This window comes from Actinosynnema sp. NPDC023794 (genome assembly GCF_040639675.1).
In the GTDB taxonomy this organism is placed as follows: domain Bacteria; phylum Actinomycetota; class Actinomycetes; order Mycobacteriales; family Pseudonocardiaceae; genus Actinosynnema; species Actinosynnema luteola.
The window spans coordinates 89,744-113,144 of sequence record NZ_JBFAFR010000012.1; the positions used below are offsets into that span (position 1 = coordinate 89,744).

25 protein-coding genes are annotated in these 23,401 nt (G+C 73.0%); 15 read left to right on the forward strand and 10 right to left on the reverse strand.

The genetic code is table 11. The features are described from left to right. The first annotated feature begins 3 nt into the window (after window positions 1-3). From AB0H12_RS24315 to AB0H12_RS24335, 5 genes are all read left to right on the forward strand, one after another. On the forward strand, window positions 4-3,978 hold the full coding sequence (locus AB0H12_RS24315) for an NACHT domain-containing protein (protein WP_499625504.1): 3,975 nt from the start codon (window positions 4-6) through the stop codon (window positions 3,976-3,978). Window positions 3,979-4,249: 271 nt separating this feature from the next. Beyond that, entirely contained in the window at window positions 4,250-5,041 is a 792-nt protein-coding gene (locus AB0H12_RS24320; protein ID WP_499625506.1) for a TIR domain-containing protein, read from the forward strand. After that, the gene (locus tag AB0H12_RS24325) at window positions 5,035-5,817 is read left to right on the forward strand and encodes a WD40 repeat domain-containing protein (RefSeq protein WP_499625508.1); all 783 of its coding nucleotides are present in this window, start codon (window positions 5,035-5,037) and stop codon (window positions 5,815-5,817) included. The genes AB0H12_RS24320 and AB0H12_RS24325 overlap by 7 nt, the downstream gene beginning before the upstream one ends. A 52-nt stretch (window positions 5,818-5,869) precedes the next feature. Continuing rightward, window positions 5,870-6,691 carry a WD40 repeat domain-containing protein gene (locus AB0H12_RS24330; RefSeq protein ID WP_499625684.1) on the forward strand — a complete coding sequence of 274 codons (822 nt, stop codon included), beginning with the start codon at window positions 5,870-5,872 and terminating at the stop codon, window positions 6,689-6,691. Next, window positions 6,688-7,266: a WD40 repeat domain-containing protein gene (locus AB0H12_RS24335; RefSeq protein WP_499625510.1), complete on the forward strand. Its 579-nt coding sequence runs from the start codon at window positions 6,688-6,690 to the stop codon at window positions 7,264-7,266. Before AB0H12_RS24330 ends, AB0H12_RS24335 begins: the two co-directional genes overlap by 4 nt. 24 nt (window positions 7,267-7,290) lie before the next feature. Here AB0H12_RS24335 and AB0H12_RS24340 read toward each other — a convergent pair whose 3' ends face one another. From AB0H12_RS24340 to AB0H12_RS24350, 3 genes are read right to left on the reverse strand one after another with little or no spacing between them, the layout of a single operon-like run. Continuing rightward, entirely contained in the window at window positions 7,291-8,037 is a 747-nt protein-coding gene (locus AB0H12_RS24340) for an enoyl-CoA hydratase/isomerase family protein (RefSeq protein WP_499625512.1), read from the reverse strand. After that, window positions 8,034-8,816, reverse strand: a complete 783-nt coding sequence (locus AB0H12_RS24345; RefSeq protein ID WP_499625515.1) for a class I SAM-dependent methyltransferase — start codon at window positions 8,814-8,816, stop codon at window positions 8,034-8,036. The genes AB0H12_RS24340 and AB0H12_RS24345 overlap by 4 nt, the downstream gene beginning before the upstream one ends. Next, complete coding sequence (locus AB0H12_RS24350) at window positions 8,813-10,033, reverse strand: riboflavin synthase (protein WP_499625517.1); 1,221 nt, start codon at window positions 10,031-10,033, stop codon at window positions 8,813-8,815. Before AB0H12_RS24350 ends, AB0H12_RS24345 begins: the two co-directional genes overlap by 4 nt. Window positions 10,034-10,460: 427 nt before the next feature. Between AB0H12_RS24350 and AB0H12_RS24355 the strand changes: the two genes are divergently transcribed. The 8 genes from AB0H12_RS24355 (at window position 10,461) to AB0H12_RS24390 (ending at window position 17,253) form a co-directional block, all read left to right on the forward strand. Further along, window positions 10,461-11,219, forward strand: a complete 759-nt coding sequence (locus AB0H12_RS24355) for a phosphotransferase family protein (RefSeq protein WP_499625519.1) — start codon at window positions 10,461-10,463, stop codon at window positions 11,217-11,219. Window positions 11,220-11,577: 358 nt separating this feature from the next. Further along, window positions 11,578-13,854, forward strand: a complete 2,277-nt coding sequence (gene mbhE, locus AB0H12_RS24360) for a hydrogen gas-evolving membrane-bound hydrogenase subunit E (RefSeq protein WP_499625521.1) — start codon at window positions 11,578-11,580, stop codon at window positions 13,852-13,854. Then, window positions 13,851-14,306 carry an MnhB domain-containing protein gene (locus AB0H12_RS24365; RefSeq protein WP_499625523.1) on the forward strand — a complete coding sequence of 152 codons (456 nt, stop codon included), beginning with the start codon at window positions 13,851-13,853 and terminating at the stop codon, window positions 14,304-14,306. The genes mbhE and AB0H12_RS24365 overlap by 4 nt, the downstream gene beginning before the upstream one ends. Further along, complete coding sequence (locus AB0H12_RS24370) at window positions 14,303-14,734, forward strand: NADH-quinone oxidoreductase subunit K (RefSeq protein ID WP_499625525.1); 432 nt, start codon at window positions 14,303-14,305, stop codon at window positions 14,732-14,734. Before AB0H12_RS24365 ends, AB0H12_RS24370 begins: the two co-directional genes overlap by 4 nt. Beyond that, window positions 14,734-16,116, forward strand: coding sequence for a complex I subunit 5 family protein (locus tag AB0H12_RS24375; protein ID WP_499625527.1), 1,383 nt, complete (start codon window positions 14,734-14,736; stop codon window positions 16,114-16,116). Before AB0H12_RS24370 ends, AB0H12_RS24375 begins: the two co-directional genes overlap by 1 nt. Then, window positions 16,113-16,625 carry a Na+/H+ antiporter subunit E gene (locus AB0H12_RS24380; RefSeq protein ID WP_499625528.1) on the forward strand — a complete coding sequence of 171 codons (513 nt, stop codon included), beginning with the start codon at window positions 16,113-16,115 and terminating at the stop codon, window positions 16,623-16,625. Before AB0H12_RS24375 ends, AB0H12_RS24380 begins: the two co-directional genes overlap by 4 nt. 5 nt (window positions 16,626-16,630) lie before the next feature. Next, window positions 16,631-16,900, forward strand: a complete 270-nt coding sequence (locus AB0H12_RS24385) for an MrpF/PhaF family protein (protein WP_498781030.1) — start codon at window positions 16,631-16,633, stop codon at window positions 16,898-16,900. Further along, window positions 16,897-17,253: a cation:proton antiporter gene (locus AB0H12_RS24390; protein ID WP_499625530.1), complete on the forward strand. Its 357-nt coding sequence runs from the start codon at window positions 16,897-16,899 to the stop codon at window positions 17,251-17,253. The genes AB0H12_RS24385 and AB0H12_RS24390 overlap by 4 nt, the downstream gene beginning before the upstream one ends. Before the next feature lie 14 nt (window positions 17,254-17,267). Here AB0H12_RS24390 and AB0H12_RS24395 read toward each other — a convergent pair whose 3' ends face one another. Further along, complete coding sequence (locus AB0H12_RS24395; RefSeq protein WP_499625532.1) at window positions 17,268-18,443, reverse strand: TerC family protein; 1,176 nt, start codon at window positions 18,441-18,443, stop codon at window positions 17,268-17,270. Window positions 18,444-18,696: 253 nt separating this feature from the next. Between AB0H12_RS24395 and AB0H12_RS24400 the strand changes: the two genes are divergently transcribed. Then, the gene (locus tag AB0H12_RS24400; RefSeq protein WP_499625534.1) at window positions 18,697-19,152 is read left to right on the forward strand and encodes a carboxymuconolactone decarboxylase family protein; all 456 of its coding nucleotides are present in this window, start codon (window positions 18,697-18,699) and stop codon (window positions 19,150-19,152) included. 284 nt (window positions 19,153-19,436) lie between these two features. Beyond that, the gene (locus AB0H12_RS24405; RefSeq protein WP_499625536.1) at window positions 19,437-20,393 is read left to right on the forward strand and encodes a hypothetical protein; all 957 of its coding nucleotides are present in this window, start codon (window positions 19,437-19,439) and stop codon (window positions 20,391-20,393) included. Here the strand turns inward: AB0H12_RS24405 and AB0H12_RS24410 are convergent. From AB0H12_RS24410 to AB0H12_RS24435, 6 genes are all read right to left on the reverse strand, one after another. Beyond that, on the reverse strand, window positions 20,390-21,280 hold the full coding sequence (locus AB0H12_RS24410; protein ID WP_499625538.1) for a GDSL-type esterase/lipase family protein: 891 nt from the start codon (window positions 21,278-21,280) through the stop codon (window positions 20,390-20,392). The genes AB0H12_RS24405 and AB0H12_RS24410 overlap by 4 nt on opposite strands. Before the next feature lie 81 nt (window positions 21,281-21,361). After that, window positions 21,362-21,922 (reverse strand): HAD domain-containing protein, encoded by a 561-nt coding sequence (locus AB0H12_RS24415; RefSeq protein WP_499625539.1) that lies wholly within the window; start codon window positions 21,920-21,922, stop codon window positions 21,362-21,364. After that, entirely contained in the window at window positions 21,919-22,263 is a 345-nt protein-coding gene (locus AB0H12_RS24420) for an alpha/beta hydrolase family protein (protein ID WP_499625540.1), read from the reverse strand. Before AB0H12_RS24420 ends, AB0H12_RS24415 begins: the two co-directional genes overlap by 4 nt. Continuing rightward, the gene (locus tag AB0H12_RS24425) at window positions 22,260-22,490 is read right to left on the reverse strand and encodes a hypothetical protein (protein ID WP_499625541.1); all 231 of its coding nucleotides are present in this window, start codon (window positions 22,488-22,490) and stop codon (window positions 22,260-22,262) included. The genes AB0H12_RS24420 and AB0H12_RS24425 overlap by 4 nt, the downstream gene beginning before the upstream one ends. 96 nt (window positions 22,491-22,586) lie before the next feature. After that, complete coding sequence (locus AB0H12_RS24430) at window positions 22,587-22,973, reverse strand: VOC family protein (protein ID WP_499625543.1); 387 nt, start codon at window positions 22,971-22,973, stop codon at window positions 22,587-22,589. After that, entirely contained in the window at window positions 22,970-23,263 is a 294-nt protein-coding gene (locus tag AB0H12_RS24435) for an ArsR/SmtB family transcription factor (protein WP_499625544.1), read from the reverse strand. The genes AB0H12_RS24430 and AB0H12_RS24435 overlap by 4 nt, the downstream gene beginning before the upstream one ends. Between the last annotated feature and the right edge of the window lie 138 nt (window positions 23,264-23,401).

The following is a 23,401-nucleotide window of genomic DNA, read 5'->3' on the forward strand; positions in this document are numbered from 1 at the left end:
CACATGCGGCGAGACGTGGTGATCAGCGGAGTGCTCGGGCTGGTCGGGGCCGTGAACCTGGTCGCGCGGACCCCCGGTCTCTGGGCATGGGTCCTGTTGGCGATCGGTGGTAGCGCCGTCAGCCTGTTCCTCCTCGGCAAAGGCCTCCTGGAGGACAGGAAGTCGAGAACGGCCGAAGGACTGGACGAGTCCGCGAGACGACTGGCCTGGTCGGTGCGCGCCCAGGTCGAGCGCGAGATGTCCGCCTACTGGCGGACCGAGAGGGTGGACCTCGCCGAGACGTACCGCACGACTCCCACCGGCCGGGTGATGTTGCTGGGCGGTCCGGGCGCCGGCAAGACGGTGCTCGTCCAGCAGTTGGCGCTGGACCTGCTCAGCGGGGAGCACGTCCGGGTACCGGTGGTCCTGCCGCTCGCCTCCTGGGACTCCCGCGCGGTCGACCTGGACGAGTGGATGGCCGAGTACCTGGCGGAACACCACCCTCCGCTCACGGTGGGCGTCGCGCGAGCCCTGATCGACGCGGACCGCGTGCTTCCGCTCCTGGACGGCCTCGACGAGATGGGGCCAGACCGGCAGCAGCACGCGCTGCGGGTGCTGGAGGCCCCTCGGCGGAGGTTCGTGCTCACCTCCCGACCCGAGGGGTTCGCGGCACTGCCGGCGGTGAAGGTCGTCTTCCTCGGACCGCTGCCGGCTCTGGAGATCGTGTACCACCTGGTGGAAGCCGGGGCGGACGAGCGGTGGTCGCCCGTCCTGGAGCACCTGTCCACCGAGCCGGACGGCGCTCTGGCCAAGGCGTTGGCCACACCGGTGTACCTCGGTCTCGCGGTCGTCGCCTACGCGGACCCCCGGTCCGCTCCCGTGGAGCTGCTCGACCCGGTCCGGTTCGGCGAGCCCGCCGCGATCCGGCGCTTCCTCCAGGAGTCGGCCCTGGTCCGCGTCGTCCACGTCGAGCCAGGGGCGTTCATGGCCGAGCGCGACCGGCGCGCCATCAGGCACCTCGGGTTCCTGGCAGACCACCTGCAGCGCCTGGAGACGGGTGACTTCGCCTGGTGGGAGCTGAAGCGGTCGGTGCCCCTGCCGGTCTTCGCCTCGGTCGGCCTCGTGGTCGGTCTGCTCGCCGCGGTGGCCACGACTGCCGCGTACGGGGATGTCGCCGTCGAGATCCACGCCGCTGTCGTCGCCGTGGTCACCGCGATGTTCGCGCTGGGCGGTCGGTCGGCGCGGTCGACCGACGTCCCACCCGACCACGAACTGGCCCGCGCGGCCACCCCGATCGACTCGCTGCGCGGCGGGCGGCGGCGCATGTGGGTGTGGGCACTGGCCTCCGGTGGTCTCGCCGTCGCCGTGGTCGCCTCCCAGGCCGGCGGGTCGGAATCCGGCGCCGCGGGGCTCGTGGGCGTCGGCGCGGTGGCGGCCGTGGTCGCGGCGGGGTTCTCGACCTACTTCCGGTACTCGCTCAGCCGGATCTGGCTGGCGAGCCGGGGGCTGCTGCCGCTCAACCTGATGTCGTTCCTGAAAGCCCAGCGGAGGGTGGGGCTGCTGCGCCGCTCAGGCGCGGTCTTCCGGTTCTACAACCGCCCGCTCCAGGAGCACTTCGCGGACGAGTACGGCCCTGCCTCGCGCCTCCGGCGGATGGCCGACCTCGCGGCGCACGACATGGTGGCGGGGATGCGCGAGGAACTGGTGGACCTCGCCCTGGCCAAGGCGGAGGTCCACGCGGTCGTGGAGGCGCCGCGCGTCGAGACCATGCGTCGCGAGGTCGTCGGCGAGATCGAGGGTTCCCAGAAGGACCTGGTCACGGCGACCGCCGGGGAACGCGAGCGGTTCGTCGCGTCGAAGGGGCGGTTCGCCGAGCAGGTGCGGGTGCCGTTCGCCGCGCTGGGGAAGCGGTGGTACTTCGTCCTCACGTGGGTTTTCGCAACCCTGGCCGTGGTGAACGTCTTCCCACTCGCGATCAGCAACCCCGTGCGGGTCACCATGGGCTTCGCCGTGGTGGTGACGGGCATGTCGGTCCGGGTGTTCCTGAGCAGGCACCGGCACTACGACCGGTTGCGCTCCCTGCTCGACGTGGTGGCGGTGGCGACGGTGACGCTGTTCGCCGTCGTGGGTCTTCCACGCCTGCTGACCCCCTCGTCCACGACCGTGACGATCGCGTTCTGGGCCGCGGCGATGGTGTGCGCGGCGCTGTGGGGGTGGGCCCGGCCGCTGAAGGCGCAGGCCGATGCGCTGGCGTCCGACGATCCCCGCGACTGGCCCACCGAGCAGCAACTCCCCAGAGCCGCCGCGGCCCGGCAGGAAGCGGCGCGCGCCCACCGCGAACTTGTCGACGCGTTGGTGGAGAAGGGCGTCCTCCCGCTCGTCGCCGCACGCGTCGAGGTGCTGGCCGAGCGGTCCTACGCCACCGCCCTCCCCGAAGCGTCCGTCGGACGGTTGGGAGGTCTCACCGAACGCGCCCAGTTCGTGCCCACCGACACCTCCGCCCAGCTCAACCGGATGCTCGACGCGATGTCCAGCGGCGCCATCGGGTTGAGCGGGGCGCGCGGCATCGGGAAGAGCACCGTCCTGCAGATGTTCGGCGACCAGCGCTTCAGCGGGAAGCCCGGGGACCTCTCGCTCGTGGTCACCGCGCCCACCGACTACGACAGCCGCGACTTCCTCGTGCACCTGTTCACCCGGTTGTGCCTGCTGGTCCTGCCACCCGAACCGGCGAGCCGGGCGGCGGTGTCCCGATTACCTCGGCTGCGGTGGGTGCTGACGGCGTCGGCGGGCGCGGGTGTCGTCGCCGGGGCGGTGTGGTGGCCGCAGCTCGTGGAGGCCGCGAAGTGGGTCGGGGGGAACGTCCGGACCGTCGTGGCGGCGGCCGGCGGGATGGTGCTGGCCGTGCCGCTGGGTGCGGGGGTGGTGGCGTTCACCAGGCGGCGGGCGCGGTTGCGGGGGCCGGACACCGCGTTGGAGGACGAGGCCCGCAGGCACCTGCGGGGGTTGCGGTACCTGGAGACGACCACGCGGACCCGAACGGCGACGCTGAAACCGCCCGGCGGGCTGGAGGCGGGGAACGCCGTCGCCCGGCAGCGGGCCGAGCAGGTGAAGACCTATCCGGAGCTGGTCGCCGAGTTCCGCGAGTTCCTGGGGTTCGTCGGGTTGCGGTTGCGCAGCCGGGCCGACCGGGCCGACGCGCGGGTGGTCGTCTGCGTCGACGAGGTGGACAAGATCGCCACCGCGGAGGCCGCCGAGCAGTTCGTCAACGACCTCAAGTCGGTCTTCGGCGTGCAGGGCGTGTTCTTCCTGGTGGCGGTGTCGCAGGACGCGCTGACGTCGTTCTCGCGCCGGGTGCTGTCGGTGCGCACGACGTTCGACTCGGCCTTCGACGACGTGATCCAGGTCAGCCGGCTGACGCTCACCCAGACGCGGCGGCTGCTCGTGCAGCGGGTGCTGCGGCTGCCGGAACCGTTCGTCTGGCTCTGCTACGCGTTGTCCGGCGGGTTGCCCCGCGACCTGAACAGGATCGTGCGGCAGCTCTACGACGCCCGCACCGAGCTGGGCCCGGACCGGTTCGACCGGCTCGCGCTGGAGCTGATCCGGCAGGACCTCGACACCACGGTGCACGGCCAGGTGCAGCAGATCGCCGGTCGCACGGACGAGATCAGCGGCAGGTCGCTGCGGTGGCTGGCCGAGGTGTCGCGGTTGCCGCTGACGTCCGAGGCCCTGACCGGGCACGTCAAGGCCGCCCCGTCGCTGCCGCCGCAGTCCGAGGACCTCTGGCAGTTGCAGGAGCAGTCGTCGGCCTATTTGCGCTACGCCGCGGCGCTGCTGCGGTCGTTCTGCGAGCAGTCCGCGGCGACCGTCGCGGCGTTGCGGGACGTGCCGGACGACGACAACCCGCTCCGCCACCTCGCCGACGCCCGGACCCACCTGTCCGTCGACGCGGCGATGGCCGACGCCGCCGTGAACGCCTACCAGACCGCCGTGCCGGGATAGCCGGGCCGCACCGGGGCACCGTGCACGGCCGTACATCCGGTGGCAGCCGCCGGGACGACCTGGTCGGCTCAACGATTCGACTCGGCCACCGGCACCGGCGCTGATAGCGTCGTTGCCGAGCTCATCGCTCGGGAGTGCGCCGGTGTCCCCTGATCGTGGACTGAACGGGCGGGCAGCCGACACCCGAACCGGTATCGGCCGACGGGCGTGCCTGCGAGCTGGGGCGGCGGAGAGCTGATCAGCCGCGAGCGCACCGCAGTGGAGGCCCCTCATGGCGAGTGACCGCCCGGGTTACGACGCGTTCCTGTCCTACCGCCACGCGGCGGACATGCGGCTGGCCGCCGACGTGCAACGCGGGCTGCACCGGTTCGCCAAGCGCTGGTACCGGCCCCGGGCGCTGCGGGTGTTCCGGGACCAGACCAGCCTGGGCGCCAACCCGGACCTGTGGCGGACCATCGAGAACGCGCTGGACTCCTCCCGGTACTTCATCCTGATGGCCTCCCCGCGGGCCGCCGGATCGGTCTGGGTGGGGCGGGAGGTCGAGTACTGGCGGGCCAACCGGGAGCGGGAGACGTTCCTCATCGTCCTCAGCGAGGGCGTGATCCAGTGGGACGAGGCGGCCGGGGACTTCGACTGCGACCGCACCACCGCGCTGCCCCGCGCCCTGACCGGCTGGTTCGCGGCCGAACCGCTCTGGGTCGACCGCACCTGGGCCCGCGACCGGCCACGCCTGTCGACCCGCAACAGCAGCTTCCGCTCCGAGCTCGCCACACTGGCCGCTCCGGTCCACGGCAAGTCCAAGGACCGGTTGGACAGCGAGGACGACCGGCAGCACCGGATCGCCACCTGGCTGCGGTGGACGGCGGTGGGGCTGGTGGCGCTGCTCGGGCTGGTCGCGGTCGTGCAGGGCCAGGCGGCGATCACCCACGGGATCAGGCGCTGTCCCGGGCGCTCGCGGCGCGCAGCGAGGCGATCGGCGACACCGATCCGGACCTGTCCCGGCTGCTCAGCCTGGCCGCCGACGGGATCAGCCCGACCGCCGAGGCGGCCACCAGCATGCTGATCGCCGCCGGCCGGTCCGGGATCGCCCGGCTGGACGCGGGCGGCCACGGCGTCGGTGCGGTGGCGTTCAGCCCGGACGGCGCCTCCTTCGCCACGGCGGCGGACACCCTGGTCCGGCTGTGGGACACCCGGACCCGCGCCCCGATCGGCGACCTGCCCGCGTTCTCCGGCGCGGTCCGGTCGGTCGAGTTCAGCCCGGACGGCCGGACCGTGGCCGTCTCCGCGCACGAGAGCGGCGGCACGTTGTGGGACGTGGCCACCCGTCAGGTGATCGCCACCGGGCTGGACGGCCGCCCCGCCACCAGCGCCGTCAACGACCACCCCGCGCCCGCCGAGACGTACGCCCCGGACGGGCGATTCCTGGTGGTGAGCAACGGGAAGCGGCAGGTACGGCTGCTGGACCCGGTGACGCGGGCGCAGATCGGCAGCGACATGACGATCGCCGACTACGGCACCGCCGCCGAGGTGAGCCCCTCGGTGGTGCTCAGCCCGGACAGCCGCACGCTGGTCACCTCGGCGGCGGACGGCACCCTGCGCTTCTGGGACACCACCACCCAGCAGCAGATCGGTGCACCGGTGAAGGCGTACCGCCCCGACGGGGCCTCCCGGGTCGTGCCTGCCCTGGCCATGTCCCCGACCGGGAAGACGGTGGTCAGCGCGGGTGCGGACGGTGCGATCCGGTTCTGGGACGTGGGCACGCGGCAGGAGAGCGGACCGGCGATGCCGGCGCGCACCCGGGTCGACCGGTTCGACAACGCACCGCCGGTCGCCTTCTGACGGCGGAACCCTGGCCACCGGTGGGCAGGACGGCACCGTCCGGCTGTGGGACGTGAGCACCCGGCAACCCGTCGGCGACCCGCTGGCCGGGCACAGCCGGCAGGTCGCCTCGCTGGCGTTCGGACCGGACGGCCACGCGCTGGCGAGCGGGGCGATGGACGGCACGGTCCGGCTGTGGGACGTCAGCGGCCAACTGCGGGCGAACCAGCCGCTGACCGGGCACGTCGGCCCGGTGTACGCCGCCGCGTTCAGCCCGGACGGCCGGACCCTGGCCACGGGCGGCGACTACGGGTGGAACCCCGAGCAGGCCAGGAACCAGTTCTCCTGCGGGCAGGACGGCTGGCGCGTGTGCCTGGCCGGGGCGAACTGGCTGACCACCTTCGGCGGAGTGCGCGGCGAGACCATCGGCGGTGTGCTGAGCGGCCCGTTCTACGGCGAGGTCTTCGGCGGCGTGACGCTCACACCCGGCACGGATCCCGGGACCGACTGGGGAACCGAAGGGCCCAGCGTGCGGCTGTGGGACGGCGCGGGCGAGCCGGCGGGCAGCCTGACGACCGGGACGACCCGGACCGTGCGGTCGATTGCGTTCAGCCCGGACGGCGCCACGGTGGCGTTGGCCGGCGTCGACGTCTGGCGGGACGGTGACGAACCGATCGAGTCGGGCGGCAGCGTGACGTTGTGGGACGTGCGCACCGGCAAGCAGCTCGATCGCCTGGTCGAGGGTGCGGTGGCGTGGTCGGTGGCGTTCAGCCCGGACGGGCGGACCCTCGCGGTGGCCCTGGGGGACACCGAGGAGGTCAAGCCGTCGGTGTTCCTGTGGGACATCGCGACGAAGACCCGGACGAGGACCCTGCTCGACGGCCGCCCGCGGTGAAGGTCGCGTTCAGCCCGGACGGGCGGAGCGTCGCCGCGGGCCGGGACGACGGCAAGGTCCAGCTCTGGGACCTCACCGACCCGGCACGGGACGCCACGCTGACCGCGGCGGGCGCCGGCCCTGTCGGTGGCGTGGCGTTCGACGCGACCGGCGGCCTGCTGGCCACCGGATCCGACGATGGCGTCATCCGGCTGTGGGACACCAAGACCCGCCGGCCGGTCGGCGAGGCCATGACCGGTCACACCGGGCCGGTGTACTCGGTGGCGTTCAGCCCGGACGGGCGGCTGCTGGCCACCGGCAGCGGGGACGACTCGGTGCGGTTGTGGGACGTCGGCAGCCGGCGTCAAGTCAGTCAACCGCACCTCGGCCACACGCGTCCGGTGCGCGCGGTCGCCTTCAGCCCCGACGGCAGGACCCTGGCCGGCGCGGGCGAGGACCACTCGGTGCGGGAGTGGGACCTCGGCTACACCGGCGACATCGCCAAGACCCTGTGCGACACCACCCGGCGCCCGCTCACCCGGGACGAGTGGCAGCGCTACGTGCCGGAAGTGCCCTACCAGGAGCTCTGCCGCTGAACTGCGCGCCACCGCGGTGGCCGCTCACGGGCGGCTGCCGACCGTCCGGTTCAGGAAGGCCACGATCCGGCCGTCGGTAGCGGCCGTCGTCCACAGCTCCAGGGTGGCCGCATCGGTGGCTCGGTCCAGTCGCGCGTTCACCTCGTCCCGAACCTGCGCCTTCGTGTGCCGGAAGGTGTCCGCCGGGACGCCGCCCGCCAGCGCCCCGGCAGCGGTCAAGGCGCGTTCCAGCAGCACGTCCGGGTCGCACGACTCGGTGACCAGTCCCAGCGCCAGTGCCGCTTCCGGGCCGTGGTTGGCGCCGTCGAAGACCGCCCGGTGCGCGGCCACCGGCCCGATCGCGAACCGCATGATCTCCAGGGCGGACCGGGGGAACGGCACTCCGACGCGCAGTTCCGGCAGCCCGATGGTCCCGCCGGCCATGATCCGGTGGTCGGCGGCGGCGAGCACGCAGCCACCGGCGATCGCGTGCCCGTTGACCGCGGCCACCACCGGCTTGCCGAGGTCGAAGACGGCGCGGAAGGCGGCGCTGAGCGCGGGCAGGAACTCGGCCACGTACGCGGCTCCGCCGTCGACCACGCGCTTGAGATCGACACCGGCCGAGAACACCCGCCCGGTCCCGGTCACCACCACGGCCCGGACGGCGTCCTGGCCGTCGAGGTCCCGCATTGTCCGCGTGATCGCCCGGCACAGCTCCAGGTCCAGGGCGTTGACCTTGCCGTGCGCCAGCCGCACCACCCCGATGCGGTCCACCAGGTCGAGCTCGATCATCGCATTCCCCTTCCCGGAGGAGCCGACCCCGGACCGGCGCGAGCGGCGTCGTCGCGGCGGGCGGCCAGCACGAGCAGCGGCGGTCGCCGGAGGTGTTCGGCCAACTGGGGGCGGTCCGCGAGGGCGGCGCGGCTCGGCACCGGTTCGTCGATGCCCGTCAGCTCCAAGCCCGCGGCGAGGAGCGCGCCGATCAGCGTCGTCAGCCGCCGGTGGTGCTTCTCCACGCCCTCGATGATCCAGCGCTGGGTCCGCGACCCCTCCCGCGCGTAGTCGTCGACCGGCCACACCGTGCCGTCCTCGGTCCGCAACCACCCGGTCATGGGATCGGCGGCCGTGCAGACGGGGTGTTCGACCGAGAAGACGAACCGCCCGCCCGGCCGCAGCCAGCGGGCGACGCGCTCGACCAAGCCGGGGTAGTCGGCGACGTAGTGCAGCGCGAGGCTGCTGACGACCAGATCGGCCGAGCACGCGGGCAGCGCGAGCTCGTCCAGATCGGCGCGCAGGAGGCGGACCCGCGGGTGCGGGGTGGCCAGCGCCAGCATGCGCCGGGACGAGTCCACCGCCACGACGTCGGCCGCTCCGGCGTCGGCCAGCCGGCGGGCCAGGGCGCCGGTTCCGCAGCCCAGGTCGACGATCGAGGCACCCGCCACGGGAGGGAGCATGCGGTCCAGGGCGGGGATCTCGATGACGTCGTTGATCGCGGCAGCCGAATCCCGCAGCAGGCGGTACCCCGCGAAGAACCGGTCGTCGTCGTAGAGGTCGCGTCCGGCGGTGCTCACAGGTACTTCCTGAGGTCGTCCACGTCGACCAGCGGCAGGCCCCAGCGCAGCGCGGCGATCTCCAGGTCGGCGGCCTTCGCCATGGTCCCGTCGGGGTTCATGACCTCGCAGCACACCCCTACCGGGGGCAGTCCGGCCGCCACGCACAGGGCGACGGTGGCCTCGGTGTGACCGCCGCGTTCGGCGAGCCCTCCCGGACGTGCGGCGAGCGGGAAGACGTGACCCGGCCGGATGAAGTCGCCGGGCACGGCGCGCGGGTTGGCGAGGCGGCGGACGGTCGCCGCGCGTTCGGCCGCGGACACACCGGTGCCGGTCCCGGCGGCCAGGTCCACCGGGACGTGCTGGCGGGTGCCGTGCCGGTCGCCCGGACCGGGGATGGGACCGATCTCCAGCCGCTCCAGGACCTCGGGCGCGCACGGCACCGTCGAGTGACCGCAGGCCTGGGTGAGCAGGAAGACGAACGCCTCCGGGCGCAGGTGCGCACCGGCGAACACCACGTCCCCCTCACCCTCCAGGTCGGGGTCCCACACCACCACCGCTCCGCCGGCGGCGAGCTGCGCGAGGGCCTCCTGCACGCCGCGTGCGCCCGAGCGCCGACCCGACCACGGCAGCGCCGCGACCGCCTCGGCCACCGCACGTCCCGGGTCGGACGGCCAGCGCTGTGCCAGGCGGGTGACCAGGTCGGGCTCCAGGTTCACGCGATCACCGGCCGACAGGTCGGCGAGCGAGGTGTTCCCCAACGTCACCGGGAGCAGTGCCACGGAGAACCGGTCACGCGCCACCTCGGCGACGGTCAGGCTGACCCCGTCGACCGCGATCTGTCCTTTCGGGACGACCATCGGGATGAACCGCTCCGGCGGCTTGATCCACAACCGCCTGGAGGTCGTCTCGTCGTCGACCCTGACGACCTTGCCCACGGCGTCCACGTTGCCCTGCACCAGGTGACCACCCACCCGGTCGCCCAGCACCAGCGGCGTCTCCACGTTGACCCGCGTGCCGGGCCGGATCTCGTCCAGCGTCGACCTGCGCCGGGTCTCCGGCGACAGCACCGCGGCCAGGACGTCCGGCGCCTGTTCGGCTTGGGCGACGGCGAGCCCGACACCGTTCAGGCAGAGCGAACCGGGCGCGGTGGTGGCGGTCCTGGGCGCGCTGACCTCGATGCGGCCCGGCTCGACGGCCGTCACCGTGCCGACCTCGTGGATGTGTCCGGTGAACATGCGACTCGCCTCTCGACAGCGGGAGGTGGATCCTCCGCGTGCGGAACCAGGGGCCTGGACACAGGCCCGAGAGGGAGCGGGGTCTCACCGCGTGGCCTCGGAGTCACACCGAGTCGTCCCGCCGCGACGGGCGGAACTGGTGGGCTGTCACCACCACACCTTGGAATCGCACCAAGACCCTGTATACCACCGCCCACCCGTCAAGATCAACGCATGGAACCCGCCGACGGCGGCTTGTGCGCTTTGACCACACCCGAACCCACCGCGCGAGGCGTGCAGCACGGAATGCGCCGGGATCGGCGCCGCCGCCGCGGGAGTGCGCTGCCGGGCGAACTGACCGTGTCCCCGGTCCAGAACACCGCTGAACAGAACCGGAGCGTCGCGCCACCCGCGAAATCCGGCGACATCGGCGGCCGTCCCCGCCAGGATGGCCGGTGTGGAAGAGGTTGAAGTCGTCGTCGCCCACAGCCAGCGCGCGACGCTGCGCGTCGGTGACGTGTTCCTGAAGGTCGACGGCGACCCGGCCCACGCCGACGTCGAGGTGCGGGCGATGGCCATGGCGCCGATACCGACGCCGGCGATCCTCTGGAGTGAGCCGCCCGTGCTCGCGATCGCCGCAGTGCCCGGCAAGGCGCTCGGCGTCCTCGGCGAACCGTCGGCCGCGTCGCCGGCGGCGTGGGCCGCGGCGGGCGCCGCCATCCGGGAGCTGCACGATGCGCCGTTGCCGCCGTGGCAGGGGCCCGGGCTCGACGACGTGGCGGCGGAGCTCGACCGCGAGTGCGCGTGGCTGCTCGCCAACGCCGTGCTGCCCGCCGAGGTGATCCGGCGCAACCGCGAGATCGCCGAGGCCGCGCTCCGACCGTGGACACCGGTGTTCATCCACGGCGACCTGCAGATCACCCACGTGTTCGTCGACGGCGACGAGGTCACCGGTGTCATCGACTGGTCAGAGGCGGCCCCCGGCGACGCCATGTTCGACCTCGCCACCTTGACGCTCGGGCACGAGGAACGCCTGGACGACCTCCTCGCCGGCTACGGCCCGGACGCGGACCGCGACGTGATCCGGGCCTGGTGGTCACTGCGCAGCCTGGTGGCGTCGCGCTGGCTGATCGAGCACGGCTTCGACCCGGACGCGCCGGGGTGCGAGTTCGACGTGCTCAGATCCCGGATGCGGGAGCTTTGGTAGCGAAGCCGCACTCCCCTCTCGTGATCGCTGCGCTGTCCGAGCCGATCAACCGACGTGAATCCCGCGGCCGTGATCGCCGGGCAGACGGGTCCGGCCGCACGATGGCGAGTGGCACCCACACGTTCGGGTGGTCGTGAGGTGGAGATCGTCGGCTGATCGCGCGCCGTCGGTGACCGGGGCGTGAGGCTCGACCCTCCACGTTGGACACCCGGTGCGGCGTGCGTCGTGTCACCGGTTCGACGGACAGGGAGCGGTGTGCCGACTGGTCACCCCGCCCCAGCGGGCTTGCGACGTCTGCGGACCAGGTCGGGATCCCGTACGTTGCGGACGACTCGCCTTCCGGTCGGAGGAGTTGCCCGTGGTGGTCGTTCGCGGTGGTGCGGAAACCCGCGGTGAGGACGGGCCGCACCCGGGACCGACCGCGGACTGGCAGGGTTGGCTGGCGTGCACCGCCGCGGTCGCGGGGTTCCTGCTGTGCCTGCTGGCCGGTGGTCGCGCGGTGTCGTTGCCGTGGGCGTCCAGCCTGGACCTGCGGCTGAGTTTCGCGCTCGACGGCCTCGCCGTGCTCTACGGCTTGTTGGCCACCGGTGTCGGCGCCCTCGTCTTCGCCTACGGCACCCGTTACCTGACCCTGCACCTGGAGCACCAGCGCCGCTCGGCGGTGGAGCGGTGGCGGTTCTGGCCGTGGATGGCGCTGTTCGCGGTCGCGATGGTGGGGCTGGCCACGGCGCAGGATCTCGTGCTGGTGTTCGTCTTCTTCGACCTGACCGCGGTGTGCTCGTACTTCCTCATCGGCTTCGACCGGTGCGAGCGGGCGGCGCGGACCGCGGCGTTGATGGCGTTGCTGGTCACGGTGGTCGCCGCGGTGGCGATGCTGGTCGCCGCGGTGCTGCTCTACGCGGTGCACGGGACGTTCTCGATCCCCGAGCTGCTGGCGCGGGCCGACCGGTCGGCGACCACCACGTGGGCGGCCGTGTTGCTGGCGGTGGCCGCGTTGGCCAAGAGCGCGCAGGTGCCGCTGCACTTCTGGTTGCCGCGGGCGATGGCGGCGCCGACCCCAGTGTCGGCCTACCTGCACTCGGCGGCGATGGTCGCGGCGGGCGTGCTGGTGATCGGACGCGTGCACCCGCTGCTGGCCCGCAGCGAGCTGGTGCTGACCGGGCTGGTGGTCGTGGGTGCGGTGTCGGCGGTGGTCGGCGGGGTGTTGGCGCTGCGGCAGGACGTGCTCAAGCAGCTCCTCGCCTATTCGACTATTTCGCAGTACGGCTACCTGGTCATGTTGTACGGAATGGGAGGAGCCGAGGGCAACGGCGGCGCGGCGTTCTACGTACTGGCGCACGCGGTGGCCAAGAGCGCCCTGTTCATGACCGCCGGAACGGTGACGATGACGACCGGCGAGGACCGGCTGTCCCGGCTGGGTGGGCTCGGGCGCCGAGCGCCGGTGCTCGCGGTGGCGGCCGGGGTGGCGGCGGCGACGCTGGCCGCGCTGCCGCTGACGATCGGGTTCTTCAAGGACGAGCTGCTGTTCACCGCCGCGTTGCGGCACGGTCCGCTGACCGCGGCGCCGGCCGTCGTCGCGGCGACGCTCACGTTCGCCTACATCGGGCGGTTCTGGGCGGGGCTGTTCCTGGGGCCGGCCCGTGGGCAGGTCGGCGCGACCTCCGGTCTGCTCGTCGCACCGGTCGTGATCCTGGCCGCGGTCGCGGTGTTCGGGGGCTTGGTCGTGGAACCGTTCGCGCGGTTGGCCTCCGACGCGGCCGGCGTCTCGACGGGCGGACCGGTCACCGTCGCCCCCGGCTACCACCTCGACGTCCGGTCGGAGAACGTGATGGCGGTCGCCGCCTGGGTGCTGGGCGGGCTGCTGCTGGCCGTGCCTCGGGTGGTGGACCGGGTGGTGCCGGTCGTGGCGGCGGCGGGGGAGCGGTGGGGGCCTCGGCGGGCGTACGAGGCGACGTTGCACGGGCTGGACCGCCTGTCGGCCGCACTGCACGACCGGGAGGTGAAGGACCTGCGCACCAGCATCGGGGCGGTGCTGGTCCCGGCCGGGCTGGTGGTCGGCCTCGCGTTCGCCGCCACCCCGACGGCCGGCGCGTACGCGGTCGGCGCGGTGGTGGGCGCCGACTGGCTGATCCTCCCGCTGTTGGCGCTGGTCGTCATCGCGACCGTGGTGATCGCCAAGGTCCGCTCGCGGCTGACCGCGGCGCTCGCCCTCTCGGTGGTCGGCTTCGCGCTCGCGGCGGTGTACGCGCTGGTCGGAGCCCCGGACGTGGCGCTGGTGGCCGTCGTGGTCGAGACCATGCTCACCCTGGTCTTCGTCGCGGCGCTGGCCCGGATGCCCGACGAGGGCCCGGTGCGGGACGCGGTCGTGCGCGTCCGTCCCCGCCGGTGGGACGTGCCGGCCGGTGCTGTCGCCGGGCTCGCCGTTTTCGCCTCGGTGTGGGGGTTCCTGTCCCAACCCGCGCCCGACAGCGTCTCCGCCGAGCACATCCGGCTCACGCCCGCCGCCCACGGTGGTGACGTCGTCACGGTGATCGTCGCCGACTTCCGCGGCCTGGACACGCTGGTCGAGATCACGGTGCTGCTGGTCGCGGTGGTCGGCGTGGCCACGCTGATGCGGCGCGGGAGGCTGTGGTGAGCGCGGACGCGCCGCCGGACTCGGTGGTCCGGGTCGTCGCCCGGCTGCTGCCCGGTCCCAGCCTGATGGTCGCCGCCGCCCTGATCGCCAAGGGGTACGCCGAGGTCGGCGACGGGTTCGCGGCCGGGGTGATCGTCGCGCTGGCGATCGCGCTGATCTACGTCGCCTTCGGGGTCGAGGGCGCCGAGTCGGCACTGCCCGCGCTGCGCCACGCGCCGAAGCTCGCGGTCGGCGGCCTGCTCCTGGCGCTCGGGAGCGGGTTCTTCCCCCTCGTGCGCGGCGAGCCGCCGGTGACCCACCGCCCCGGTCCGGGCGAGCACGTCACCAAGATCGGCGCGCTGGAGCTGTTCACCCCCCTGCTGCTCGACATCGGGGTGTTCCTGCTGGTCGTCGGCGTGCTGACGACGTTGGTGCACCAGCTCGGACGGCCGCTGGGGGAGGGGAAGCGGTGATCCTCGCCTTCGCCGTCGCGGCGGCAGTCCTGTTCGGCTCCGGCGCCTACCTGCTGCTCAAGCGCGACCTGATCCGCATGGTCGCGGGCATCATGCTGATCTCGCAGAGCGCCGTCGTCACGATCATCGCCGCGGGGTTGAGCCGCGGTCGGGCGGCGATCGCGGTGGCCCCGGGCGATGAGGTCAGCGACCCTTTGCCGCAGGCGCTGGCGTTGACCGCGCTGGTCATCGGGCTGGCCACGGTGGCGCTGCTGCTCGCCCTGGTGCACCGGGCGATCGTGGTCTTCCGGACCGCCGAGCAGGACGAGCTGGCCGCGACCGAGGCCCGGCACGCGGCGGGCCTGGAGCGGGAGCGGCAGGCCGACCGCGAGGAGACCGAGGCCCGCCTGGAGGACGAGCGGCGGGCCGAGCGCGAGCGGGCCCGCTGATGCTGCTGTCGACCGTCCTCCTCGTGCCCTGGCTGTCGGGCGCTGTGCTCGTCGCGCTGGACGGACGGCGGCGGGTGGTCGCCTGGCTCGCCGTCGCGTCCCTCGCGGTCACCCTCACCGTGCTGGGCGTGCTCGCCGCCGACGTGTTCGCCGGCGGCGACCGGCAGGTCGTGACCGGCGGCTGGCCCGCCGGCGTGGGCATCGTGCTGCGGGCGGACGCCCTGGGCGTGGCCTTCGCGTTGCTCTCGGTCCTCGTGCTGCTGGCCGCCGCCGCTCACGAGGCGGCGGGCGGTGTGCGGTCGCGGACCTTCCCCGGCCTGGTCGTGCTGCTCGGCGCCGGCTTGACCGGGCTGTTCGTCACCGCCGACGTGTTCTCCTTCTACGTCTTCTTCGAGCTCGCGATGACCGCCTCGTACGCGCTCAGCGCCTACGGTGGCAAGCGGCGCCAGCTGCGGGCGGCGCTGGTGTTCACCGCGGTCAACCTGCTGGGCTCGTTCATCTTCCTGCTGTCCGTGGCGGGCACCTACCGGGTGACCGGCGCGCTGGCGATGGAGCAGGTGGCCGCCCGCGTGGTCGCGGTCAACCCCAACGCGGCGGTCCTGATCGCGGCCGGGTTCTTCATCGCGTTCAGCGTGAAGCTCGGCCTGTTCCCCTTCCACTTCTGGCTGCCCACCGTCTACGCCGGGGCACGGCCCTCGGTCGCGGCGATCCTGAGCGGCGCCGTGGCGAACATCGGCGCCTACGGCCTGCTGCGCTTCGGCGCCGACCTGTTCCCCGAGCAGTTGCGGTTCGCCGGAGTCGCGCTCGTCGTCCTGGGCGCCGCCTCGATCGTCTACGGCGGGGTGCTGGCGGTCGCCCGCGGCGACGCCGCCGAGACGCTGGCCTACTCCGCGATCGGGCAGGTCGGGTACGTGCTGGTCGCACTGGGCGTCGGCGGGCCCGTCGGGCTGATGGCCGCGGTGCTCTACAGCGTGATCAACTCGCTGAACAAGGCGCTGTTGTTCCTGGCCTCGGGGGTGCAGGGCGCGGCGGTCGCGGCGGCGTTCGCGGTCGGGGCGCTCAGCGTGGCGGGCGTGCCGCCGGCGGCGGGGTTCGTCGGCAAGCTGGAGCTGTTCCGCACCGGGATCGTGGCCGGCAGCGTCGCCCTCGTCGTGCTGCTCGTGGTGGGCAGCGCTCTTTCGCTGGTCTACGTGTTCCAGGTGTACCAGCGCCGGTTCTGGCGTCCGGACCCGCAGGCGACCGGCGTGGCGAGCCCACTGCCGCAGCGGCTGTTCACGGCGGCGTTGGCGCTGCTGGTGCTCGCCGCCGGGTTGTGGCCCGAGCCGCTGCTCGCGCTCAGCGGCCAGGCGGTCGACGCCCTGCTGGCCGCGGACACCGAATGACAACGGAGGTCGCCGTGTTGCCCCTGCTGCTCCGCGTCGTCGCGCTCACCTCGGTCTACCTGCTGGCGTTGACGAGCCTGCGTCCCGGTGACGTCCTCATCGGACTCCTCCTGTCCAACCCGCTCGTCGTCGTGGCAGGGCGGGTCCGCCCGAACGCCCCGCCGCCGGCTCCGCTCGCGGGGCTGGGCCGCCGGCTCGCGGGCGTGCCGGCGCTGGTCGGCGGGACGTTGGTCGACCTGGCGGTCGGCACCTGGCAGACCGCCGTCACCCTCGTCGGCCCGAGTTCGACCGTGCCCGGGCTCGTCGAGGTGCCCATACCCCGCACCGGACCCGTCCCGGCCGCGGCCTGGGCGGTGCGGGTCGGCTTCGTGCCGGACAGCGTGGTCGTCGAGGTCGACGAGGAGCGGGGCCGGATGCTGCTGCACGTGCTCGACACCCGTGACCCCGAGGCCGTGGTCGCCGCCCAGCTCGACTCCTACCAGCGGCGCCAGCGCCGCGTCTTCCCCTGACCGCCGTGCCCGCCGTCATCGTCGTCCCCGCCCTCTTCTGGGTGACGCTGCTGCTGGTCGCCGGCGGCCTGTCGTTGGTCCGCGCCCGTGACGTGCTGCAACGCGTCGTGGCGCTCGACCTCCTCGCGACGATCGTCATCGCGCTCCTGGCCCTGCTGTCCTACCTGCGCGGGCAGGCGTACTACCTGGACGCCGCGGTGGCCCTGGCCCTGCTGTCCTTCATCGCCACCGTGGCGGCGGCCCGCTACCTCGACTCCGGGGGCCCGTTCGGATGATCCCGGTCCTGCTCGACGTGCTCGGCGGCGCACTGCTCCTGCTGGGCCTGGCGCTGCTCACGGTCAGCCTCGCCGGCGTCCTCCGGCTACCCGACACCTTCGTCCAGCTGCACGCCCAGGGGCTGGCCACCGGACCCGGGGTGATCGCGATCCTGGCGTCCTCGATCGCGACCGAGGACGCGACCACCATCACCTTCGCCGTGCTCGCGATCGCGTTCGTCGCGCTCACCTCGCCGGTGGCCGGCCACGCGCTCGCCCGTGCCGCCCACCGCCTCGGCAGCCGCAAGGCGCGCGGGACCGACCACCGACCCGACGACGGAGGCGACCGTGACGGGGAACGTCCACCGGGCTAGCGCCGGTCACGGCACTAGGTCCTGGCGTGCGCCTCGTGAGCACGCTTGAGCAAGGCCATCAGCTTCTCCTCTTCCCGGATCCGGGCCCGGTACTTCTCCGGGAGCTGCTTGAGCGTCGCCTCCTCGGCGAGCAGCGCGTTGAAGACCTCCGCGCGGCGGGCGGGGTCAGTCTCGATGTCGAGGTACTCGACGGCGTGACGGCGGGCGGAGGCGATCACGTTCTGCGCCCTGCCCCACTGGCTGGTCATGGACGCGACGACGGTGACGAGCAGGACGCCGATGATCACGCTCAGGGACAGCCCGGTGCTGATCTCCACCACCTGCACCGGCTGCCCGTTGTTGATGAACGGCACGTTGTTCTCGTGCAGGGCGTGCAGGATGAGCTTCACGCCGATGAACCCGAGGATCACCGCCAGCCCGTACGCCAGGTAGACCAGCCGGTTCAGCAGCCCGTCGATGAGGAAGTACAGCTGGCGCAGCCCCAGCAGAGAGAACGCGGTGGCGGTGAACACCAGGTAGACGTTCTGCGTCAGCCCGAAGATGGCCGGGATGGAGTCCAGCGCGAACAGGATGTCCGTGCCGCCGATGGCGACCATCACCAGCAGCATCGGCGTCATGGCCCGCCGGCCGTCCACGACGGTGAACAGCCGGTCGCCGTCGTAGGTGTCGGTGGTGTGGAACAGCTTCCTGGCGATCCGGATCACGACGTTGTCCGCCGAGTGGCTGTCCTCGCCTTCCGGCTTGAGCAGGTTGCCCGCGGTGACCAGCAGGATCACACCGAAGAGGTAGAAGACCCAGGCGAACAGGTTGATGAGCGCGGCGCCGAGCAGGATGAAGCCGCCGCGCGCGATCAGCGAGAAGACGATCCCGAACAGCAGGACCTTCTGCTGGTCGGCACGGGGCACCTTGAAGCTGGACATGATGATCAGGAAGACGAAGAGGTTGTCGACCGACAGGGCCTTCTCCGTCACGTACCCGGCGAAGTACTCCGTGCCCATCGTGGAGCCGCCGAGGACGAACACCCCGATCCCGAAGAGGATCGCGATCCCCACGTAGAGGGCCGACCACAGTCCCGCCTCGCGCAGGCTCGGCGCGTGCGCCTTGCGCACGTGCACCACGAAGTCGAACAGCAGCAGGCCGGCGATCGCGGCGATCGTCAGCCACCAGACGACCAGGGGCACATCATCCACCGGCTTCGTCCACTCTCTCCGCGCCGAACTCGCCGCCCAGAGGACCACAGCCCGCTGTCACCCGCAACCGCACCGGGCCGTGCCGGCGATGTCCTGTGGCGACCCCGTCCACAGTGGATGCCAGGGCGCCTGAGGTGCTCGCTGGGGCGGCGAGCGGCGAGGTCGTCGTCGATCGCGGTCACATCCTCGGCGTTCCACCCGTCAGGGAGGTGACGGAGCGAACGAGCACGATGCGACAGGAGAGCGAACGACCATGGAAGCACGGATGAACCACCCCGCCGCGACGTTGCCCGGCACGATGAAGGCGCTGCTCGCGTTGGGGGAGACCGCCAGGCGGGCCGGGCTGCCGGAGTCGCTGCTGGAGCTGGTCAACCTGCGGGCGTCGCAGATCAACGGGTGCGGCGTGTGCGTCGACATGCACGGGAAGGCCCTGCGGAAGCAGGGTGAGTCCGACGAGCGGATCTTCGCGGTCGGCGCGTGGCGGGACACGCCGTACTACTCGGAGGCGGAGCGGGCGGCGCTGGCGCTGGCCGAGGCCGTGACCAGGCTGTCCGACCGGCCCGAGCCGGTGTCGGACGAGGTCTGGCAGGAGGCCGCGAAGCACTACGACGAGCAGGAGCTCTCGGCCCTGCTGGTCGCCATCGCCGCGGTGAACGTGTGGAACCGCCTCAACGCGGCCACGAAGCAGGTGGCGGGCGCCTGGGGCTGAACCGGTGGTCGAGGCGGCGCGGCACACCCTCACCGCGCCGCCTCCGCGTTGCCAGACGGGGCCGGCCTGGGGAACGGGTGGGTGCGCGCCGGCATGGCAGTGCTGTGTCGGGCAGCCGTGAGGAGCCCGGGCCGGTCGTCGGGTTCGTGTCGCGATCTCTTCAGCCGATCGAACGCCGGGCAATGGCACGTCGAGGTCCGTGACGGACGGCGCACCGGTGACGACCGTTCGTGTTCTGAGGGGTGAGACGGCACCGCGCGCCGCAGTGGCGCGTTCAAGTGGGCGTGAACGGGGGGAACGAGATCGACGAGCAGCCTCAGCCGCCGCGTTGGGCGCTGTGGGTGGCGCGTGCCGTCGCCGTGGTGATCGTGGTGCCGGTGCGGTTGGCTTGGGAGTGGCTCAAGGTCGTCGGCCGGGTCGTGCGGCGGTTCGTGCTGCGTCCGTTGGCGGCGGTGGCGAGGTGGGTCTGGGCGGTCGTCCGCGCGGTGGGCCGGTGGGTGTGGCGGTGGGTCCTCGTGCCGCTCGGCGCCGGGCTGCGGTGGGTGGCGGGTGCGGTCGGCGCCGCGCTGCGGTGGGTCGGCGGGCTGCTCGTGCGGTACGTGGCCAGGCCGCTCGGGGTGGTGCTTTGGGCCGTCTTCGAGGTGGTGGACCGGGTGCTCGCGGTCGTGGGCGCCGGGGTGCGGTGGGTGTTCCGGGCGCTGGCGCGGTTCGTGCTGCGGCCCGTCGGTCGTGGCCTGGCCCGGGTGTTCGCGCCCGTCGGTCGGTGGTTGCGGACGGCGGACGTGGCCGTCGAGGACTTCGTGCGCTGGGCCGCCGCCGCGGTCGGGTGGGTGCTGCGGGTGGTGGTGCGCAGGCCGCTGGCGTGGTGTTGGCGGACGCTCGTCGTGGGGCCTGCGCGGTGGCTGTGGCGGGACGTGGTCGTGCGGGGCGCACGGGCTCTCTGGTGGCTGGTGCGGCTTCTCGCGCGAGCGCTGATCTGGGCGTTCCGCCTGGTGGGGCGGGTCGTCGGGGACGCCCTGGTGTGGGCTTGGCGGCTGCTGGGACGGGTGTTCCGCGCGGTGGTCGTGCCGCCGGCCCGGTGGGTCCACCGGGTGGTGTTGGCGCCCGTCGGCCGGGCGATCAGGCACGTCCGGCGCGCCGTCGTGGTCGCTCCGGCGCGGTGGGTGCGCGGGTCGGTGGTCGAGCCGGTCCGGTTGGCCGGTCGGCGGGTGCGCGCCGCGTTCGGCGGACGTCAGCCCTAACGGGCGGCGAGCACGGCGGTGGCGATCGCCTCGTGGCCGGCGGGCGTGGGGTGCACGTCGGTCTGCTCGCAGAAGTACGTCAGCTCGCACACCTTCGCCACCGGGGTCGGTATCGGGCCGTAGACGGGGTCCTGGGTGGTCTCCGTCAACGGGCCGTAGCCGCCGGTCGTGGCGGTGACGTCGACGAACTCCGCGCCCACCTTCTCGTACTCGGACTTGAGGGCGGCGTTGAAGAAGTCGCGGAACAGCGACACCGACAGGCGGGCGAGGTCCTGGCCGTTCGGGAACGCGGGGGAGACCCACGCGCCGAGGAACACGTCCGGGTAGGTCAGGCCCACGATCGGGGTGTCGCCGGCGGCTTCGCGCAGGGCGGGCAGCGTGGCGGCCAGGTTGGTCCGGACGGCGGCCACCGCGTGGGACGCGCACGCCAACGCGTCCTGCGCCCGTGCGCACGGCGCCAGGTCGTTGCCGCCGATCACCACGGTCACCAGGCCGATGCGTCCCTGGTGCTCGCGCAGCGCCTGCACGGCCGCGTCGAGCTGGGTGCGGCCGGCGGGGTCCGGCGCGCCGGGGCCCCGGTTGCCGGGCGCGCAGCCGGGCTCGGCGCGCAGCTGCGCGGACGTGGCGCCGCTGCACGCGAGGTTGATCAACCGCAGGTCCGACCGCCCGGCGACGAGGTAGGCGAAGCCGGCACCGCCGGCGGGCGCGTTCGGCGGGCGGTAGCCCGTGGCGTAGGAGTCGCCCAAGGACACGTACACGCGGTCGCCGGGCGGCGTGCTGCTGGTGGTGGTCGGCTCCGTCGTCGGTGGAGTCGTGGGCGCTCCGGCGCACGCTCCGAGCGCCGTCAGCAGTGCCCCGACCAGCGCGACTCGCCGAAGTCCCGGCACGTCAACCCCTTCCTGCCCGTCGTGTCCCGGCCACCCAGGCTACCGTCCGGCGGAGCGGTCCACCTGCTGTCCACTGTGGACTTACCGGATGGTCGCGGCCCAGGCCCGGACGTCGTCCAGGTGCTCCGGCCGCAGCCCGCGGCGGGGGTCGACGTGGCACAGGTTGGTCGGCACGCCCGCCCGTTGCCGGTCGAACCACGCCCGAGCCTCGTCGTACCCCACGTCGTGCTCGTCGTCCAGCCACGCCAACGGCCGCCCGCCGGCGAAATCCGCGACGGCCCGCCACTTCCAGCTCCCGCCGGGCGACCACCCGGCGTCGTGGTCGAACTCCGCGAACTCGATCACCGGCAACGCGGGCAGCCCGATGGCGGGCGCGACGAGCGTGTTCGCCAACTGCATCCACGTCGTGGCCCACACCAGCTCCAGGCCGGTGTCGTCGGCCAGCGCGCGCAGCAGGGCGCCGTGCTCGGGGTTCAGCCACACCCGCAGCCCCTTGTGCCGGCGAGCGTCACGGCCCGCGTGCCAGGTACCGCGCCGGGTGTGCCTGAACGTCCGGTAGCCGTCGGGGCGGCGGTGTGGATTCGCGGCGTACGGGTTCAGCGGTCCGTCCACGTCCAGCAGCAGCAGGCCGCGCGTCGTCATGTCGGCCGGCCCGCGGAAGCGTCGACGAGGTGGGCGAGCGGGAACGCGGCCGTGTCGGAGTGGGCCCGGATCTCGTTCTCCCGGTTGGTGAAGCCGTGTCCCTCGTCGTACACGTCGTACCGCACGTCGACACCGCGTTCCCGCAGGGCGGCCACGACCTGGTCGCTCTCCGCCTTCACCACGCGCGGGTCGTTGGCGCCTTGGACCACGCACAGCGGCGCGGTGATCGCGTCGGCGTACCTGATCGGCGAGAGTGCCGGGAGGAAGTCCGCCTCGGTGTCCGCGTCGCCCACCGGGCGGGCCATGTCGGCGTGCCACGTCACGGGCGCCGAGCGGGTCATCGTGACCAGGTCGGGCGCGACGACCTCGGCCCGGCGACGTGCGTCCGGTCGCCCTCGTGCCCGGTCACGACCCGCGGTGGCGCGTCCGGCTCGTGCGGGTCGACCAGGTCGAGGTCGGTGTCGGCGAGGCTCTGCTTGCCGGAGGTGAGCAGCAGGCGGCCGTCCGGCGACGGGGTGACGTCGGAGCGGAACCTCTGCCTCGCCGCGTAGTCGCGGTACTCGGTCATGCTCTCCCCCTGGAAGTGGTCGGCTGCGACACCGGCCGGTCGAGGAGCGCCGGCCGGTGTCGCGTGGTCCGAGGTGGGCGGTGGTCGCCCGCCGGGCTACTTGTACTGGGCGATCTGGATCAGGTTGCCGCAGGTGTCGTCCAGCACCGCGGTGACGACCGGGCCCATCTCCAAGGGCTCCTGGGTGAACCGCACGCCGAGCCCGCGCAGCCGGTCGAACTCGGCGCGCACGTCGTCCACGGCGAACGCGGTGGCCGGGATGCCGTCCGCGACCAGCGCGTCCTTGTACGGCTTCACCGCGGGGTGGCCGCTGGGCTCCAGCAGCAGTTCGGTGCCGTCGGGATCGTCGGGCGAGACCACGGTCAGCCAGCGGTCCTCGCCCACCGGCACGTCGTTCTTCTTCACGAAGCCCAGCACGTCGGTGTAGAAGCTCAGGGCCTTGGCCTGGTCGTCGACGAAGACGCTGGACAGGTGGATCCTCATGGGGTGCTCTCCGGTGCTTCGGGCCTGAGCCACCGCGTCACGATGAGCTCGAGCGGTTCGGTGTTCAACTCGTGGAACTTGTAGCGGCCCTCGCGCCGTGACCGGACCAGGCCCGCGGCCTCCAGCACGGCCAGGTGCTGGCTGACCGCCTGCCTGGTCAGCGCGAGGTCGTACTTGGTCAGCAGTCGCGCGCAGATCTCGAACAGGGTCTGACCGTCCCGTTCGACCAGCTCGTCGAGGATGCGCCGACGGGTGCGGTCGGCCAGCGCCTTGAAGAGTTCTTCCGCCACGACTCACCATAGGCAAGTGACGGCTTACCTGCAAGTGGGGACTTGCCTGTCGTGCTCGGTCCAGGACGACGACGTCGCCCGGCAGCGGGCTCCGGCGCCGTGCGCGCGCCTCGCGGTCCGGAACCTGACCGGTCAGGG